12 protein-coding genes and 1 pseudogene are annotated in these 17742 nt (G+C 41.1%); 3 read left to right on the top strand and 10 right to left on the bottom strand.

Annotated features, from left to right (window positions below; all coding sequences use genetic code 11):
* Nucleotides 1–299 precede the first annotated feature (299 nt).
* Complete coding sequence (gene brnQ / locus QFZ73_RS15155) at nt 300–1640, top strand: branched-chain amino acid transport system II carrier protein (RefSeq protein WP_251432393.1); 1341 nt, start codon at nt 300–302, stop codon at nt 1638–1640.
* A gap of 440 nt (nt 1641–2080) precedes the next feature.
* Here the strand turns inward: brnQ and QFZ73_RS15150 are convergent, their stop codons facing one another.
* From QFZ73_RS15150 to QFZ73_RS15120, 8 genes and pseudogenes are all read right to left on the bottom strand, one after another.
* Nucleotides 2081–2599 (bottom strand): DinB family protein, encoded by a 519-nt coding sequence (locus QFZ73_RS15150; RefSeq protein WP_307272802.1) that lies wholly within the window; start codon nt 2597–2599, stop codon nt 2081–2083.
* Between the two features lie 183 nt (nt 2600–2782).
* On the bottom strand, nt 2783–2929 hold the full coding sequence (locus QFZ73_RS29155; RefSeq protein ID WP_475726846.1) for a YuzK family famiily protein: 147 nt from the start codon (nt 2927–2929) through the stop codon (nt 2783–2785).
* 313 nt (nt 2930–3242) lie between these two features.
* Nucleotides 3243–4118 (bottom strand): L-serine ammonia-lyase, iron-sulfur-dependent, subunit alpha, encoded by an 876-nt coding sequence (gene sdaAA / locus QFZ73_RS15145; protein WP_063236176.1) that lies wholly within the window; start codon nt 4116–4118, stop codon nt 3243–3245.
* Between the two features lie 40 nt (nt 4119–4158).
* A complete protein-coding gene (sdaAB, locus tag QFZ73_RS15140) occupies nt 4159–4821 on the bottom strand; it encodes an L-serine ammonia-lyase, iron-sulfur-dependent subunit beta (protein WP_251432397.1) in 663 nt (220 codons plus the stop codon).
* A 299-nt stretch (nt 4822–5120) separates the two neighbouring features.
* A pseudogene (locus tag QFZ73_RS15135) lies at nt 5121–5828 on the bottom strand (endonuclease I family protein); the annotation flags it as partial.
* Between the two features lie 23 nt (nt 5829–5851).
* On the bottom strand, nt 5852–9451 hold the full coding sequence (locus QFZ73_RS15130; RefSeq protein WP_307267608.1) for a DUF6359 domain-containing protein: 3600 nt from the start codon (nt 9449–9451) through the stop codon (nt 5852–5854).
* A 54-nt stretch (nt 9452–9505) separates the two neighbouring features.
* Entirely contained in the window at nt 9506–12316 is a 2811-nt protein-coding gene (locus QFZ73_RS15125; RefSeq protein ID WP_307267606.1) for a bifunctional metallophosphatase/5'-nucleotidase, read from the bottom strand.
* Nucleotides 12317–12803: 487 nt separating this feature from the next.
* A complete protein-coding gene (locus QFZ73_RS15120) occupies nt 12804–13358 on the bottom strand; it encodes a helix-turn-helix domain-containing protein (RefSeq protein WP_307267603.1) in 555 nt (184 codons plus the stop codon).
* 103 nt (nt 13359–13461) lie between these two features.
* On the opposite strand from QFZ73_RS15120, the gene QFZ73_RS15115 reads away from it, so the two are divergent.
* Together QFZ73_RS15115 and QFZ73_RS15110 are read left to right on the top strand one after the other, a co-directional pair.
* Nucleotides 13462–14046, top strand: a complete 585-nt coding sequence (locus QFZ73_RS15115) for a LysE family transporter (RefSeq protein ID WP_251432409.1) — start codon at nt 13462–13464, stop codon at nt 14044–14046.
* Nucleotides 14047–14384: 338 nt separating this feature from the next.
* Nucleotides 14385–14531, top strand: coding sequence for a hypothetical protein (locus QFZ73_RS15110; protein ID WP_251432412.1), 147 nt, complete (start codon nt 14385–14387; stop codon nt 14529–14531).
* A gap of 214 nt (nt 14532–14745) precedes the next feature.
* Here the strand turns inward: QFZ73_RS15110 and QFZ73_RS15105 are convergent, their stop codons facing one another.
* Both QFZ73_RS15105 and QFZ73_RS15100 read right to left on the bottom strand, forming a co-directional pair.
* Nucleotides 14746–16158, bottom strand: coding sequence for a glycoside hydrolase family 18 protein (locus tag QFZ73_RS15105; protein WP_307267599.1), 1413 nt, complete (start codon nt 16156–16158; stop codon nt 14746–14748).
* A 605-nt stretch (nt 16159–16763) separates the two neighbouring features.
* The gene (locus QFZ73_RS15100; RefSeq protein WP_251432418.1) at nt 16764–17462 is read right to left on the bottom strand and encodes a GntR family transcriptional regulator; all 699 of its coding nucleotides are present in this window, start codon (nt 17460–17462) and stop codon (nt 16764–16766) included.
* Nucleotides 17463–17742: the final 280 nt, after the last annotated feature.

Genomic DNA, 17742 nt, shown 5'->3' with positions numbered 1-17742 from the left:
TCCCATTATAAAACACCGCCTTAATTTCCACTGTTCCTAAATGTTAGCACCCTCATCTCCTTTAAATTTCATTTGTTCAAAAATTAATTTCATTAGTATGAGCAGCTTTTAGATGTTCAAAATAAGGTAAGGGCGAATCACTGATCATAAGGGTAAAAAACAAAAACAAAAAATATATTGAAATATCAATTTAATTTAGTTATAATACGATACGGTCTTAGTATTAGCTTGTATTTAATTTTTAGAAAATTTAATAATTTTCTAAAAAAGCAAATTTTGGTTTTTTCGGAGGGTTTATTTTGTCTAATAAGGTACCATTTTCATTTATAGTAGTGATTGGGTTAATGTTATTTGCCCTTTTCTTCGGGGCAGGGAATTTAATTTTCCCGCCAATGCTTGGTCAATCAGCAGGTACAAATATCTGGTCAGCTAATGCAGGGTTTTTGGTCACAGGAGTAGGATTACCGTTACTTGGTGTGCTGGCACTCGGTTTCTCTGGAAAAGATGACTTACAATCATTAGCGAGCCGCGTCCATCCAGTCTTTGGTATTGTATTCACAACCGTTCTTTATTTAGCCATTGGTCCATTATTCGCAATGCCTAGAACAGGAAACGTTTCTTTTGAGATTGGTGTAAAACCTTTTTTGCCTGAAGATTCAGGTCCATTGCCATTACTTATTTTCACCATCATCTTTTTTACAGTTTCGTGCCTTCTTTCGCTCAATCCTGCGAAAATTGTCGAAATTGTAGGGAAAGTTTTAACACCCATCAAGTTGACGTTCATTGGAATCCTGGTGGTAGTCGCTTTCGTTAATCCAATTGGAGATTTCCAAGCACCTGCCGAGCACTATATGGTTCAACCATTTTTCAATGGGATCAGGGAAGGGTATTTAACGATGGATACTCTTGCATCTTTTGTTTTTGGCATCATCATCATTAATGCCATTAAAGAAAAGGGTGCTAAAACAAAAAAACAAATAATGATCGTTTGTGGAAAAGCGACTGCCATTGCGGCCGTCATCCTTGCTACCATTTATACAGCTCTCTCTTATATGGGTGCTTCAAGCGTTGAGAAACTTGGACGCTTGGATAATGGAGGCATTGTCTTGGCAAAAGTCTCGGATTATTACTTTGGAGCATATGGTGGGCTGTTATTAGGATTAATGATAACTGTGGCTTGTATAACGACAAGCGTAGGACTCATTACAGCTTGCTCGACGTACTTCCATAAACTATTTCCAAATCTGCCTTACAAAACAATTGCGATAAGTTTATCCATATTCAGTGCAATAATTGCCAATATCGGACTAACCCAGTTAATTGCCATTTCTGTACCGGTAATGACAGCCATTTATCCATTAGCCATTGTTTTGATTTTCTTAACATTTCTTCATTCTTTATTTAAAGGAAGACCTGAAGTTTATCAAGGCAGCTTACTTTTAACATTCATCGTCAGTTTATTCGATGGATTGAAGGGAGCTGGTGTACACATTTCATTCATTAATGATTTCTTCACTGCAATACTTCCTATGTATGAGGCAGGACTAGGATGGATCATCCCTGCCATTGTTGGAGGATTCATTGGGTATGCCAGCAGCGTCTTACGGTCGAAATTCGGTCATAATCACCAAATAGATTAATGATATAAATCAGTCCAGATATAATTGACTGTAGACAAATTCGAAGAAAAGCGAGTTTGCCTACAGTTTTTTTATTTTAAAAACGTTCAGTTGATTTCAGAAATCCACTCCCTTTCCGCCGACTGTCTCCCAAGCTTCCTCGCCGCAAGCGTCTGTGGGGTCTCGGCTAGCCAGTTTCCGGCAGGCGTGTCGCAAATTTCTTCAATCCATTAAGGAATACAGTTAAAAACTATTAAGGGTTTTAAAATCATGCTTCGGGATGAGACCATTCCGAACCCCATTTTGTCGACAAAATGGTTTCTATCTAAATTTTTTAAACAAAGTTGATTGGAACGGGTGTACAAGACTCCTGCGGGAAAAGCGCGTCCAAGGGAGATTCCACAGGCGGACCGCCCGGAGAAAGCGAATTCCTGGAGTGGAAATACCCTTTCTTTAACTTCTCATTCATTCCGTAATTTCTTCAGCAATTGAAAAATCTGACCCCTATGATGTGATTCATGTTCAATCAAATGGTAAACGACCCATTCAGGTGTGACATCATATTGTTCAAGTACCCTCGGTTTTCTCCAATCCGTTAGGTCCATTGTGCGAAAGTTTGAAAGAAATACTTCACGTACCTTATTGAGGCGGTAGAAATGTTCTTCTAATGTTTGTCCTTCAATGTGGCTTAGTGAGCCATCTTCAGCACGGCATCCTAATGGAAACAACGCGGATATTTCCGAATCCCATTCCGAAACAAGGACCTCCTCGTATAACCAATCTGCCTCAATCAGCGCTATGTGATATAACATCGAGCCAATCGTTTGCCTTTCATCGATTTTCGAATCGAGTATATTTTGGCTGATTCCAGTCAATTCCGATATAAGCGTACGGCGAACATCTTCTAAACACCATAGCCACCGCCCCATTTCCTCTTCATATCCCGGTAATGCAGAAACCAGTAATGCTCTTCTCTCCACCAAGATCATCCTCCTCTTCATCAACGTACATTCTATTTAAAAGTGTTGTTTCCTTCTTTTAAATGGAAAAATTAATGAATCGCCTGCCTTTTAGGGCAAAACAAAAAGAGCAATCTTTTTCGATTGCTCTTTCGCTTGTTCATGATTTTTTCGCTTTATTTCATCCGATATCGTAGATCGAAATTAACTCCCCAAAAAAAGATTGGATCTCATCTCCTCTGATATACGCCTGCTTTGTAGATAATCCTGTTCCCGTTCTTGTTCAACCATTATACGTTGCTCCAGTTTTTGAGCATATAGTGCATAGCCGATTCCATGAGCCTGAAACATCGCTTTTTCCATTGCCGACGTGTACGTTAATTCGAGAAAATTAATGAAGAATCAATCCTTCCCATAGTAAGTTTCGTACTCATCTTATCATTGAAAATGATAACTCACAAAGTTGCTGTGGTTCCATATTCACTGATAATTCAGATTTTTTGACAGCTGTTTCTATCTCCGTGTACATAAACGCCAAATCCCTCCATCTTCCTCTAAATCCCTTTTTTCATTTGCAAAAATGAGCAGTTTGATGGGATTGGAGTTGTTTTTTAAGACAAATAAAAATCCCATTAACTAATCTGTTGTTAATGGGACTGAAAGTTTATTTATATGAACCGAAAATTTCCTTTGCCAATCTACGCCCGGTAGGAGTCGCAGCCAGGCCGCCTTCTGCCGTTTCACGAAGTGCAACTGGCATGGTCAATCCTATTTTATACATGGCATCGATAACTTCGTCGCATGGAATGCGGCTTGTAATGCCTGCAAGTGCCATATCAGCTGCCGTTATTGCGTTGGATGCACCCATTGCGTTACGTTTCACGCAAGGAACTTCAACCAATCCTGCCACTGGATCACAAACCAATCCAAGCATATTTTTCAATGTGATCGCCATCGCTTCTGCAGCTTGGCTTGGTGTACCGCCGGCCAGTTCTACTATCGCAGCTGCGGCCATTCCGCTTGCCGAGCCCACTTCTGCTTGGCAGCCACCAGCCGCTCCAGAAATGGAAGCATTGTTTGCAACCACGAATCCGAAGGCAGCGGAAGTGAAAAGAAATTCAATCATCTCTGCTCGGGTCGGGTTTAATTTTTCTTTCACGGCAAATAATGTACCGGGAACAACGCCCGCAGAACCTGCAGTCGGAGTGGCACAAATCATTCCCATTGCAGCATTCACTTCGTTCGTCGCAACAGCTTTACTGACGGCATCCAATAATAAATCGCCTGCGAGTGCCTTGCCCGACTTGATATAATTTTGCAAAAGAACCGCATCTCCGCCCGTTAGGCCTGTAACGGATTGAACACCTTTCAGACCTCTTTCCACCGCTTGTTCCATCACTGTCAAATTCCTGTCCATCTTTTCAATGATCTGTTCTCTCGACAGGCTTGAGAACTCCATTTCTTGTAAAATCATGATTTCCGCGATTTTTACATTTTTACTTTCAGCAAGTTCAACCAACTCTGCTACATTTCGGAACATGTTTTTACCTCCATATCTATGCCAACACTTTCAATGATTATCATTCAACCATCCTTATGACTTGCGACACATTTTCCAATTCTTCAATTTCCTTCATGACATCGCCCTTGATTTTCTGATCGACTTCAATCACCATAAGGGCCATTTGACCTTTTTCTTTTCGCGAAACTTCCATATGTCCAACGTTAATTTCATGATTGGCCAATACTGTCGAAACGGAAGATATTATTCCAAACACATCGTTATGCACGACTAAAATGGCTGGGTTTTCACCTGACAATTTAAGCTTGAACGTATTCAACTCCGTTATTTCTATCGTTCCGCCGCCAATCGAGATCCCAACAAGTTCTAATTCTTTATCTTCGTCGAACAGTCTGATTTTGACTGTATTAGGATGATCCGTCACAGTATCCTCGATTGTAAAGGTAACTTCCATACCGGCTTCTTCCGCTATCGTTAAAGAGGCAGGGATTCGTTCATCATCCGTATCGAAATCCAATATCCCGCCTACGACAGCAACATCCGTACCGTGTCCCCTGTATGTTTTTGCAAAAGAACCATATAAAGAAATAATCGCTTTCTCCGGTTGCTTTCCGAATAATGTCCTTGCCACTCTGCCAATTCTGGCAGCTCCTGCTGTATGTGAGCTTGAAGGTCCAATCATGACGGGACCGATTATATCGAATGCAGATCTGTATTTCATTGTTTAATGCCCCTTTTCTGGCAATATTTTTTAACCGTCTTTTAAGGGTGAATGAAGATCAAAAAGCGGCATAATTACTATATTAAAATATATTTATCATTTCCGCAATGAAAACCCTTTCATTGCATATCCCATATTAACATATATTACATAAACATACCTACCAAAATTTTTATTATTTAACGCAAAATCAATATTTGATTTTTCAGTATTTTAAGATAATTAACTTTCAATGATTATATTTGTAGGAAAGCATGAAAAAAGCAGCCATCAGGCTGCTTGCCCCTTCTATCTCCGATTTAACTCGCTTTTTTCCCATCGATGGATTTAGCGGCACCCCAAATTTCGGATGCCCATTCAGGATGGTCGATGAATGGGTTGCGGTTATTTTGCCAGTCATAAATGACATCATTGCGATGGCTCTCGAAATCGTCGACTGGATCGAGATCATTCCATTTCAAAAGTGTCGATAGCTTTCCATGAAGCGGCTTCGGATACGTATTGACTGTATCGGATAATTCAAGATCCAACTCGCCGTTTCCTTCATATCGGACGGCCATGTAAAATAGCATCCTTGCTATATCGCCTTTCACATGGTCTGGCGGCTCCCATGAATCTGAATCAAACTTACATTCACATCCACTATATGTTTGACCGCCATCGTCGAAATCAAGGTGGCCCCGTTTACCATTCACTGTCACATCAGCGGGACGGAGGTGATGAAGGTCTGTCCCGGGACCTTTGCTTGTCCCAAAATCACCGTGGGACTTTGCCCAAACATGTTCACGGTTCCATTGTCCGGTATTGCCCCCATTCGCGTTCTTCGAGATGGATTTTCCAGAGTAAAGCAAGATGACATTCTGTTTGTTCACCGGGTCTTCATCCGTTTCTTTAAGGGCATTCCATACTTGATCATAAGTTAACATCGTATGCCCCTTAATAATCGAGTGCAGAACCGATTTCAATTCCGTTCCCGTTTTTCCTGCCGCCGTTTCGTAATAAGCTTCAAGCGGCTTATCATTCGAAACGGTCAGCGTGAAACGGGCAACTCCGATAGCTGGTCCTCGGCCTTGACTGCAACGAGGTATGTTCCAGCTTCATTTGCAGGTAGGGTTAATGTCTGGCCGGTGACTGTACCGATAGTGGATGAAAAGGTCAGCTTATCTCCATCTGGATCTGAGAAGTGCTCACTCAAATAGATGGTGACCTTGGAACCGGCTTTCACTTCAAGATTTTCCAGTTTCTTCGTTACGACGGGCGCAAGATTTTCTTCTTTAGGGTCGAAAGGGGAAGCAATTGCTTCCCCTCTCGAATCGACAAATTTGATATTCGATGTGTCGACACCTTCTGTTACCGACCATTTCTGAACGTTTTCAGCACCCCTGATTTCTTTTACATTGGCGTTGTCAATGATGACTTCCTTCACCGCCATGCCTCCAAAATCAATGATTGCGCCTTCCTTATCCGGTTTTATCGTCACAGCAGCATTCTTCAGCCCAAGGCCTTTGAGTACAGCATATGAACCTTTTAACCAGATACCTTCTTCGATGTTGGATGTTTCGTCAAGATCGATCAAAACACTAGGTGAAGCAATCGTAAGTCTTTTTGTTTTAACGTTTGTTACATGATACGTTTTTTCTGGAGCAGGATGTTCAACACCACCTGATCCAGATAACGAGGTTGAAATCAATACAGGGTCATGATCGCTTGCCCTTCCATGAACTTCCATGAAGGATGAGTTAATATGGACAATATCGACTTTCGTGGCCGCGGCCATATTATTCGATACCAGGATATGGTCCAGTACTTGTGAATTGCCTTGATATGTGTAAGAATAACGTTTTTCAAAAGGGACTTTCTCGATCATATTGGTTAGATCTTTGCCCTTTAATGTTTTAAGCGGTGCCGAAAATTCAAAATCATTAAAATCTCCAAGCAAGACGATATTCGCTTTGGCATCCTGTGACTTGATATCACTGACAAACCGATTGACGATGGAGGCAATTTGAAGCCTTTGCGTTTCACTTGAAAGGAAAGGAGGCTGGTTCTTGCCGAATAATGGCTGGTCACCGCCCTTGGAATTAAAATGATTGGCCACCACCACTACGCTTTCGCCTTTAAATTCGAATTGAGCGGCTAAAGGCTTCCTGCTTGAAGTGAATGCGGGATCGGTAGGCTCGATTCGTCCAGGGTTCAAGGTAAGTTTTCCATCTTTGAAGGCCACGGACTGTGTTGCCGTTCCTTTCGTTCCTTCAGTCAATTTGACACGGTCCACATTATATAAAAAGCCTACACGGATATTCCCGCCGGGTGCCCCGCCATCAAGTTTATCTTCTGGAGCGATATCGATGAATTGATATTGCGGTCCGCCCAGCTCTTTTATTTTGTCGGTTAACTTCTTGGCACTTTGAGCAGAATCCGTTGTCCCGCTATCTGTAGCCCCATCATTATCTTGCATTTCCGTTACGCCGATGATATCGGGTTGTTTAAGATTGGTAATGATGGATGTTGCGATCGTTTCAACTTTCGAATTAGCGGTTTGAGTGGAGAAATTCTCTATATTATAGGAAGCGATCGATAGCTTATCAACATCCTTCTCTAAAGATGTCACTTCCCGGGCCGTACCGCCATCCTTTAACGCCGGCAGCTGAGCTTTATCCGTCACTACCCTATAGTTGCTATATCCATAGCTCATGACACCCGTAACCGAGCCTTCAAAGAAGTCACCCGTTTTCGCTGCAAATGATTCATCATTTATATCCAGTGTAATTCTTTCAGGATTGAAATCCTTTTCCGTTATTTTGACGCCTCCAACTGCAGTAGTCGTTTCCATATTCCCTGGAATCACGACCAATTCACCATGGTCTTGAGGAGCAACCACTTTCGGGTTATATACTTGCACGAGCATTCCTTCCAGACTCTCGTAGAAATCAATGCCGTCCTCACTCGGATTAAAGTCTGTCAATCTATCATCATCGATGTTCTCAGACGGCGGAATGACATCTTTTCCAATGACGATTGGTTCTGGCATCGCAGCAGTGCCAAGCTTTTCAATAGTCGTATTAGTCAATTCAGTCGTTGGCAGATCAGTCGTTTTCATTTCAGCGTATCCTTCGATATACCACTCGACGACTTTACCTGCCACTTTGACACGATCTCCCGCTTTTAGACCATGTGCTTTGTTATACACAAGTATTCCCTCGGAAGACGTTAAGTCCTTATCCGGGTTGGGATCTTGGATGTAAAAATTATTTGCATCTTTTACATAAGTGACGACACCTTCCACACCTGAGACGAGTTGATTTTCATATGATGAAAAATGATTCATCCCCTGAATGTCACGAATCTTCACTTCATTGGTTTTGGTAACGGTATAGGCAAATGTGAAAACTTCCGATGTCTTGTCATTGACCGCGATTGCCTTGATGACAGTATCTTTGGTTAAAATGATAGGTTCTGTGTACAAGGCACTTGAAGACGTCGGTGTGGATCCATCCAGCGTATAGTGGATTTTCGCTTCTTCCCAACCAGATTCAAGTGATACTTTTGTATTTTCACTAACCGTACCAGGGAAAATATCCGTGTATACGGCTGGTTTGTTCACCAGTTCATAATCTTCAATACCACGCGGCTTCAACTGATACATGTCATTGAACCTCGATCCGATTCCGGTTACGGAAATGACATCCCCTACTTTAAAGCTATTCAGGAAATCCCCATAATTCGAACCGGTCCGGTTATCATGGCGAACGATAACGGATTTCCCTTCAGTATCTTCTGCCTTGAATTCGAATGTTCCGTATGCTCCCGATGCCGCCAATTCTGTAATGGTCGCTTTTTCAATGGTTACCAGCTCACCTTGTGTTTCCTCATTGACGCCAGATGCATCAATTTTTTGGATTTCAGGAAGTTCATTTCCAGAAGAAACGACTTCAAGGGAGGTTGGTTGGATTTGTAATTCCCTATTATAAGCGGATACTTTCCCGATTAAAGTGACCTTATCCCCTTGCTTTACATCCGCAGGCCACGAAGAACCATAAACATATAGCCCAGCCGTTTCATCTTGGATATAAAAGCCTTTTCCTCCCCAATAACCAAGCCCCGTGGTGACCACCCCATCGACCTGCACTACATCTTCAGTATTCGTGCGTGCCTCGGCAATGGAGTCCAGAACCTTCACATCAGGCTGTTCAGGAGTTGTTCCCCCATCAGTGATGATCGTGTAATCCGTTGCGGATTTCAGACCGGGTACTGAAAAGTACTTTTCCAGCTTCCCTGTAATTGTCACCTGCGCTTTGAGTAATTCCGGATGTTCGACCAAATTCAAAGCCGTTCGGATATTTCCGGCTGGAAGCTGAACAGGCATGATTTTCTTAACATCCGTTTCATCCGGACTATCCGCAATTCCTATATTCGTATTTTCAGTAAAAGGAGATGTTTGTTGATAGCTTGTACCGCTTTTAGCAGTACCGACGATGTATCCCTTCACCGTCGCCGTTCCACTGTTATTATTAATCGCTTCCATTACCGATATTGTCCCTTCCGCTTTTGCAGCGGCTGCATTTGGCAAAATCGTTGACAGCACGATCAGTATGGCAAAGAAAAGCTTACTTATCCCGTTCTTCTTCAAGATCTCAACCCCTCCAACTTTTTTTCGCAGGCTCAGGAATCAATTGAATACCGCTTAAAGAATGGTTTCTCCATTCACCGTGACACCGCTCATGCTCACGGTCTTCCCGTTAAGTCCCGATAAATCCAAATTACCCTCGACTGTAACCTGTGAAAAAGTAAAGGTATCCGGAGGAGTTCCTATTAATGTAAGATTCCCTTTAACCACTGCATTTTCCAATGAAGCAATATTCGTGATGTCCACAACTACATTACCTTCATGTGTTTTTGGGGCACCAGCCGTTCCGCCAAAATCCTTAGCCAATACCACAGTCGGGTCTGTATTGCTTCCGGCAACATCCTTGATGCGTCCTTCGATGCTTGGATCGACAGTTTTCAGCCCACTTACATAATCCCGTAAATTCTCCCAATCAGCGAATCCGATATCGGTCACTCTTCCTTCTTCATAAGCCTTCTTGAAAACGGTGAATCCATCTCCGCCCTTGGCTGTAAAAGCATTGGTCGCCACGATATATTCCTTCGTTGCATCCAAATCGGAATATGTCCCATCTTGTCCCAGGACTTCAACCTTTGTCACACGATTGCCTGCTTCCTTCGAACTGTCGTAGCTGAATTTCATTCCGGAAACATGCAGGAAGCCGCCATTTTCCTTAGGAGCGAGGCTTACACTATGCTCTAGTGCTTCATTGATTTCTGCACCCGTAAGCTTCATCGTCGCTAACGTATTCCCAAACGGTAAAACGGTTAGGATTTCCCCTAAAGTGATCTCCCCTTGATCGATGCCAGCGCGGATGCCCCCGCCATTTTGGAAAGCTATGACTGCATCCTTATTGAATTCCTTCGCTTTACTAAGCATTCCATCCGTAATTAAATTACCCAGTTCCGTTTCATTTTTACGAACACTCGGCTTCGTTTCATCCCCTGCATCACGCGGTGTTTCCAAGGCCTTCACAGCTGTTGCACCCGTCTTCGTTTCCTTCAGCTCCTTAATCTTGGAGGAGTATGTTTCAAGCACTTTTGCCGCTTCAGCATCATCCTGCTTTTCAGAAAGCTTAATCAGCTGACCGGCTTGTCCGACAATCTTGCCTTTCTTATCGAATTCCACATCAATCGTTCCTAAAAAGTCGCTATACTGATACCCTTGAACGATGACAGTCGGGTCTTTTGCTTTCCCTTTATCATCTTTGTCAACAACAACAGGGGCGTCCAACTGCGTATGGCTATGTCCACCCACAATCACGTCGATGCCCTTGACCTTGGCAGCTAATGTTAAATCATTGTCATAAGCCGCATTGTCATCATAACCAATATGGGATACGGCAACTATCTTATTGACACCCATGCCTTTGAACGCCTTGACCGCTTTTTCGGCTTCTTCAAGATAGTTTTCAAATACTATACTTCCAGGACTTGAAATATCTTTCGTTTCTTCAGTCGTAAGCCCGAAGAAACCCACCTTTTGGCCATCCACTTGTTTTACGATTCCATTGTATATCTTCCCTTGCTCCGGCTTACTTGAAATCAGGTCCGAAAATAGTCCCTTAAACTTATCATCCTTGGAGAAGTCAACGTTCGAACTGACAAATGGGAACTGTGCCCCTTTAATGAAGTCAGCCAAAGCTTGATGCCCTTCAGCACTTGATCCCAAGTCAAACTCATGATTTCCGAATGTCATGACGTCATATTTCATTAAATTCATGAAGCGAAGATCTGCTTGCCCTTTGAACTCATTAAAATAGAGAGTTCCCGAGAATACGTCACCAGCATCCACCAAAAGAGCTTGCGGCTTACTCTTACGCACTTCCTTAACAGCCGTCACCCTTTTGGCCACATTATCCAAGTGGGCATGCGTGTCATTCGTATGCATCAAGGAAAGCGTGATCGCCTTTGCTGGATTTTTCAAAGCTTCTTCAGCGGCAGCGACTTTCTTATCCGCCAATGCTATTTTCGCTAGGAATTCCTTTCGGTCCGACTCCTTGATTCCATTTAAATGAATGGCTGCTTTCGCCTTTTTAGCCGCGTTTATCTGTTCTTTCGTTTTAAGTTCCCCATTGGCAAGAGCTACATAGGCATTGACCCGTTTTGCCACTTCTTTTTTCTTTTCTGCATATACCGCATCATCATACTTACCTTTCACTTCTTTAACATAGGCGTGTATGGCTTTTCCGAGCTTGGATGTTTTGCTGACCCTTTTCAACTGCGAAGAAACGGTTTGCATCCGCTTGTCCGCGGTCTTTAAATCACCCTTCTTCACCCAGTAAGCGGCTTTTTCATAGTAGTACGGAACCTTCAGGTCACCGTTCAAAGCTGTTTTGGTCGATTTAGTGAATTTATCGTATAAAAGCTTTTCGATTTTCGCACCGTAAACCGTATCTTTAATATCTTTATCTGCCTTTTTCACGGCTTTATCCAGTGCCTCGTATTGATTCCTGATATCAATTGATTTCTTGGCAATTATTGAATTCGTAAGGGCGCTAATCGATTTGCCATGTGCAGCTTTTGCTTTCTCAGCCGCTTTATACCCTTTTACATAACCTTCTGAACGAGTGATGTACTTATCATAAGCTTCGATCTCTTTGTATTTGGCATCTTTTTCCTTTTTGCTTAACATTGATTTTTTAATGGTGGAGTTGATGTCTTTTTTTGCTTGTTTTGCAGACTTGATTTGTTTTTCAACAGTGGACACTGAAGCGAGTTTAGAAGTGTAGAAATAGGTGTCGAATGGTTTTTTGATGGCGGCCTTGGCCGTTTTGATTTTACTATTAAGGCTAGTGGCAGCATCCGAAGGTGCCGGTGCCACTGCTACGATCGTTGTCGCAGCCATTATGGTAGCTGATGCAATTTTTACGATTTTCTTTTTCCCCATTATAGTAATCCCCCCATAAGTTCTATACTGGCATAACATCCTGCTAACTTATCCAAAGAATTGACACGCTTTTCCAAAAATTCAATCCCGACAAATTTACTTACCCATACACAAATCCACCCTACTTTTTTCCTCTAAAGATCCGTGTATCTCCTATATTACAACAAAATAATCCAATTTTAAAACAAATTTACAATACTACATGGAATATTAACAGAATATTTTCATTATAATCACTCCAAAATACCTAGCAGTAGATAGATGATATATCGAGAAAATGATTTAATGGTAAAATGGAATCAGTTTTCCTCGGAATCAAACTTGGTCTTTATATCTAAATTACCAGAAACAAAAAAAGAGAGGGATTTAAATCTCCCCCACTCTTTATTGATTTAACATGAAGTTCCAATATATTTACTTTTAATACTTCCGCCACCAATATTTTTGTAAAGATATATAATAAGCAGAATTAGGATTACTCACTTTTTTAAGCTGGATAATACAGGATCATGCTTAATCGAGTTAATGTTTCCCCTGAATTATGGTAGGCATGCGGTCTGTCAGCCTTGAATCTGATAGAATCACCATTCCTTACTGTATATTCTTCGTTATTTACACGTACGGTCACTTCCCCGTCAAAAACAGTTATGTACTCTTCCGTTCCTTCTCTATGCGAATCGGAACTTAGGAATCCACCTTTTTCTATCTCGACTGAATATACTTCAAAGCGCTTCTCATCTTCAAAGGGAAAGTGGGGATAAACTCGATATTTGCCATTATCTTCAGATAATGATTGAACCTCACTTTTTAAAACAATTTTTGTATCTGGCTGCGGGCTATTTATCAGTGATGAAAATGAAATCTTCAATCCATTGGCTATTTTCCAAATGGTTGTAATCGTCGGGCTCGATCCTCCCCTTTCGATTTGTCCGATCATCGTTTTGCTTACTCCAGTTAATTCTGCAACCTTTTCAAGACTTAATTTCTTACTTTCCCTGATGGCTTTTAAATTGTTAGCAATAATAAAGTTTATTTCTTCCATAAAAATGCTCCTTATTTACAATATAACGTCGGCATTGTACAATAAAAAGTAAGTCGTTATAATGTCACTTTTGGTCATTATAGCATACAAAGGGGAGTCAACCATGCCTTTACTATCTTTTTTGCTATTTGTTTTTGTTACAAGTTTCACTCCAGGACCAAATAACATCATGGCCATGTTATTTGCGAACAAGTACGGGTTAAAAAGGACGATTAAATTTTGTTTCGGGGTAGGTGCCGGTTTTTTTGTAATAATGTTATTGTGTAGTTATTTTAATGTTTTGCTTGAAAAATTCATACCAAAGATTGAATTTATCATGACTATCCTCGGTGCAATTTATATGCTGTATCTGGCCATGAAAATCATTTCCAGTTCAAATAAAGATAAGGACGATAATGATGACAAGAACAACAGTTTTATAGCGGGCATGCTTTTACAATTCATAAATCCAAAAGGCATCTTATATGGCATCACGGCAATATCGACCTTCATACTACCTTATCACTCTTCAAATTTCAGCTTACTATTCTTTTCATTATTTCTGGCTTTTGTCGGTTTTATGAGTACGTTCTGTTGGAGTATGTTCGGTTCGGTTTTTCAAACGTTTTTATCAAAGTATCGAAGTCAGTTTAATGTAATCATGGCTTTGTTATTAGTGTATAGCGCGTTTTCGATTCTTGTACACTAAAAAGGGTAAATGGGTGCGAACCTTCATTAAGAAGGATTGCCCCATGCCTCACTCTCCCCTTTGCATTAAATGGTTAAGTTCCCTTCCCCCATTTATCTTTAAGATAAATGAAGATTTCCCAACACACTCTTCCTAAGAAACGCGCGCCACTCCCCCCTGATCCCTAAGCATCAAAATTCCACTCGTGTACCCTCTTCATTAAAAAACATATAAGATGTTCCAAATAGAGCAAAATGCGCCTTAAATAACCCTTTCCAAAGCTGGTTTCCATCAAACTAAAAACAGGTTGGTATCGTATGATTATAGAAGGGTAATTTCTTGCTTCGGGAGGTGAAATAATGACGATCAGCAGTATCATATTGGTGGTGGCGGCAGTCTTTATCGGCGCCTTGATGAGGACGATGTTCGGGTTCGGTGAAGCGATTGTCAGCATGCCTCTGCTTGCCTTACTTGTGTCTAACTTTTTGGGTTCACTTCACATATAGCGGTCTTTTCGAATTCTATACTTTTCAGTTTCAATATGGCGTCCTCGATTAAGCCCCTTTATGGACTCGGATTCCAAACGATTGTTTACGTTTTTATAAAAGTCCGGTAATTCTTGTAGTACATATCGAAATCACTAAAATAGACAGCTTTATAAAAAAAGCTGCCCATCACTATAGTAATTATGTGTGATCCACCTTGCTGTAAAAAAACACCCTACAGTTTCCGTACAATAAATGTATCCCCAAGCAGTTCCCAATTCTGGGGAAAAGGATAACCAAGTACCCAATAACTGAGACCCCTTGACCTGTAACTCTTCACCAGGTCGAATTTAGCTTTAGCACTGCGTGCGTCCTCAAACCAAACTTCATGTGTGCGCCCCTGATTATCTTTGTACCTATAATAAGGTGATTGGGCTGTCTCGTCATATTTTATTTCTACATTATATCGGATGGCGCGTCTGATGGCTTCCTGCATGTCGAAAGTCTCTGCTTCCTGCCCCTCTTCATGAGGAACGAGCCAGTCCCGTGCATAAATTTGAAATCCTATGAAGATTTTATTTGTTGGTATCGCCGTTACGGCATAGTCAAGGACACGCTTTATTTCATTAATGGGAGAGATTGCTTGTGGCGGCCCCTTTCGGTAACCCCATTCATATGTCATCAGCACTACGAAGTCGAGCAGCCGTCCGTGAACTGGATAATCATGTGCCTCAACTAATAATCCCTTTTGATTGGCGCTAGTTTTTGGGGCAAGGGAGGATGACACAAAGTAGCCCTCAGGACGCAATCGATCCACTGCTCTTTGGAGAAAGCGATTATAGAAATCACGGTCCTCTGGTGCTACACTTTCAAAATCGATATTCAATCCACGGTACCCTTTATTTTTCATCGTTTTTATGACGTTGGTTAATAATTTTTCCACTAAACTTAAATCGGAAAGGATCGTATGTGCAAGCTGTGTTCCCGCTTCCGTGGCGGAAAAATTCGTTATGCACATCATGGGTATGACGCTAGTTGACTGTGCCGCCCGTATCGTCGGTGTGTCATCAATGACTTCTAAGCTGCCATCTTGCCTCATTCTATAACCAAATGGACTTACGTAGGTCAAATCGTAGGCTACTTCACGTACCTGCTCCGCACCGGCTTGCCCGTAAACGTTTGTAAAACCATTTACATCAATGATGGGTTTCGGTTTCTGGGGAATCCTTATTATCCGTCCGATGTAAATATTGGAAGGATCTGTAATCCGGTTCATCTGCATAATGGCTTGAACTGTCGTTCCATAACGTCTTGCTATATCATAAAGGGTATCTCGTTCCCTTACGGTATGATAAATGACCGGAATGGTTAGCCTCTGCCCTGGATAGATAGCAGAAGGATTTGTGATGCGATTCGATTGCATGATTTCCTGTACCGTAGTTCCAAACTGATTTGCGATTTTATCTAGAGTATCCCCTTGCTGAACCCTGTACTGAAGATAAGGTTCAGGAATCAAAAGTGCTAGGCCAATCACTAGCTTATCTGGATTTTCAAGGCCATTGATCCGAACAATTCGGTTGGTGCTGACACCATATTGCTGGGAAATTCCCCACAAAGAATCCCCCCTATTCACCACATGGATTTTCACATGCACTGCCCCACTTTCCTTCAAGATATTCCATTCATTTTATTCCCTAGATAGCCCTAATATGTTTTTTTGAGTTCAACGTTCCAGAATCCTTAGTTTTTTCGCTCTTATTGTTTATAATTTTTGTTCCCCATTGTGAGCCCGGATTCTTTATCTAAGAAAAACAAGGGAGTGATTTCAGTAGAGGAAAAGAGGTAAACAAATCCCCCAAAGACAGGGACATTGCCAAAACCGTACCTATAACGGTGACCGTGTAGAAGCTGGATCCATTATCTATCAGTACGACAAAGAGATGTTACATGCGAAGCTGGTGGTCATTGATGGGGAAATTGCAGAGGTAGGCGCAGCAAACTATGCGAAATACCAGGGAGCAACCTCAAACTTTTATCTTCCTGGCTTCATGCTTAATTTATTTTGGAATCTTCTTAGACCTATTGCAAAAAGGTGAAGCATTTTGAGCTCGCCTATTTCCACAGCTGAAAATCATTATAGAACGAGAAATTAAAAAAAGAGCGATTGCTAACTAAATGCAGCCGCTCTTTGTATATTATTTATACTTGTTTCAGTTATCTTAAAATCCAGTTCTAAAGAATTCCCTGCCCTTTTCAAGTCAATGTTAACAGTTTGGCAGAAGTATAATTATACTTCTCAATTGAAAAATCAAAAACGGCTCCCGCTTTTAAAAAGACCGTACTTTCAACGATTAAAGTCGGATCACCTGGCTGCAAGTCCAAAAGCTTGGCATCATCTTCATTTAGTTTTTCACACGAAATGATTTTATCCGCAAACCCGATATTCAACTTCAAATCCTCGACTATATATTCATAAATGGAACCATTTGCGATTTCTTTATTTATGATGGGGATGATGTCTTTATTGAAAAAGGATTCTTCTATTACAATGGGTTCACCATTTAAGTATCTAACCCGTTTGAGGTTATAGATTTTGGTTTTTACCTGGCATTTCATTTGTTTGGCCAATTCTTCATCAGCTTCTATTAATTTTAACTTCAACACTTTACTTTTCATTTCATCATTTGGAAACACTTTGGTTAAGCCAGTCATATCCCTCATCGAAATGCAGCCCGGTCTGGAAAATTCCCTTAGGAATATGCCGCTTCCTTGAACTTGATAGATATACCCCTGCTCGACCAATATGTTGATTGCTTTTCTAATGGTATTCCTACTGACATCGAACTTCTTCATCAACTCTTCTTCAGTAGGTAACTTAGTATTTAATGTATATTTTCCATCTAATATTTCTTTCTCCATTTGTTCTACGACCATTCTATACTTTACACCCATATTTCCATATACCTTCCTCTATCCATAATGATTTCGAACAATAATTTAGACTGAATGATAGGTTTTCTTTACAATAGTTTATTTTATTGGGATTGTAAAGAAACCTCTGTTTCTTTCAGACTGTACTTAGCCTTGAGGTTTTTTATTTTGGCTTTGTTAAGGGATGCTGTTAATTTTCTTAAGGAGAAAGAACTTCAACAAACTTATTCTTTGTGCAACTAAAGGGTTACAATAAAATGGATTAATTCGGTAAAATTAATGTAGATTTAATAAAAAAACT

Origin of the sequence: Peribacillus sp. V2I11 (genome assembly GCF_030817135.1) — a bacterium.
Classification (GTDB): Bacteria; Bacillota; Bacilli; order Bacillales; family DSM-1321; genus Peribacillus; species Peribacillus simplex.
Note: the sequence above shows the minus strand (reverse complement) of the source record. Positions and strands in the feature narration are given on the sequence as shown.

Bases quoted from the DNA above. Each gene is read 5' to 3' on its own strand.
- QFZ73_RS29155 (WP_475726846.1), bottom strand. From the start codon at position 2,929: ATGTTTCAGGCTCATGGAATCGGCTATGCACTATATGCTCAAAAACTG.
- sdaAA (WP_063236176.1), bottom strand. From the start codon at position 4,118: ATGTTCCGAAATGTAGCAGAGTTGGTTGAACTTGCTGAAAGTAAAAAT.
- sdaAB (WP_251432397.1), bottom strand. From the start codon at position 4,821: ATGAAATACAGATCTGCATTCGATATAATCGGTCCCGTCATGATTGGA.
- QFZ73_RS15125 (WP_307267606.1), bottom strand. From the start codon at position 12,316: ATGGGGAAAAAGAAAATCGTAAAAATTGCATCAGCTACCATAATGGCT.
- QFZ73_RS15120 (WP_307267603.1), bottom strand. From the start codon at position 13,358: ATGGAAGAAATAAACTTTATTATTGCTAACAATTTAAAAGCCATCAGG.
- QFZ73_RS15115 (WP_251432409.1), top strand. From the start codon at position 13,462: ATGCCTTTACTATCTTTTTTGCTATTTGTTTTTGTTACAAGTTTCACT.
- QFZ73_RS15110 (WP_251432412.1), top strand. From the start codon at position 14,385: ATGACGATCAGCAGTATCATATTGGTGGTGGCGGCAGTCTTTATCGGC.
- QFZ73_RS15100 (WP_251432418.1), bottom strand. From the start codon at position 17,462: ATGGGTGTAAAGTATAGAATGGTCGTAGAACAAATGGAGAAAGAAATA.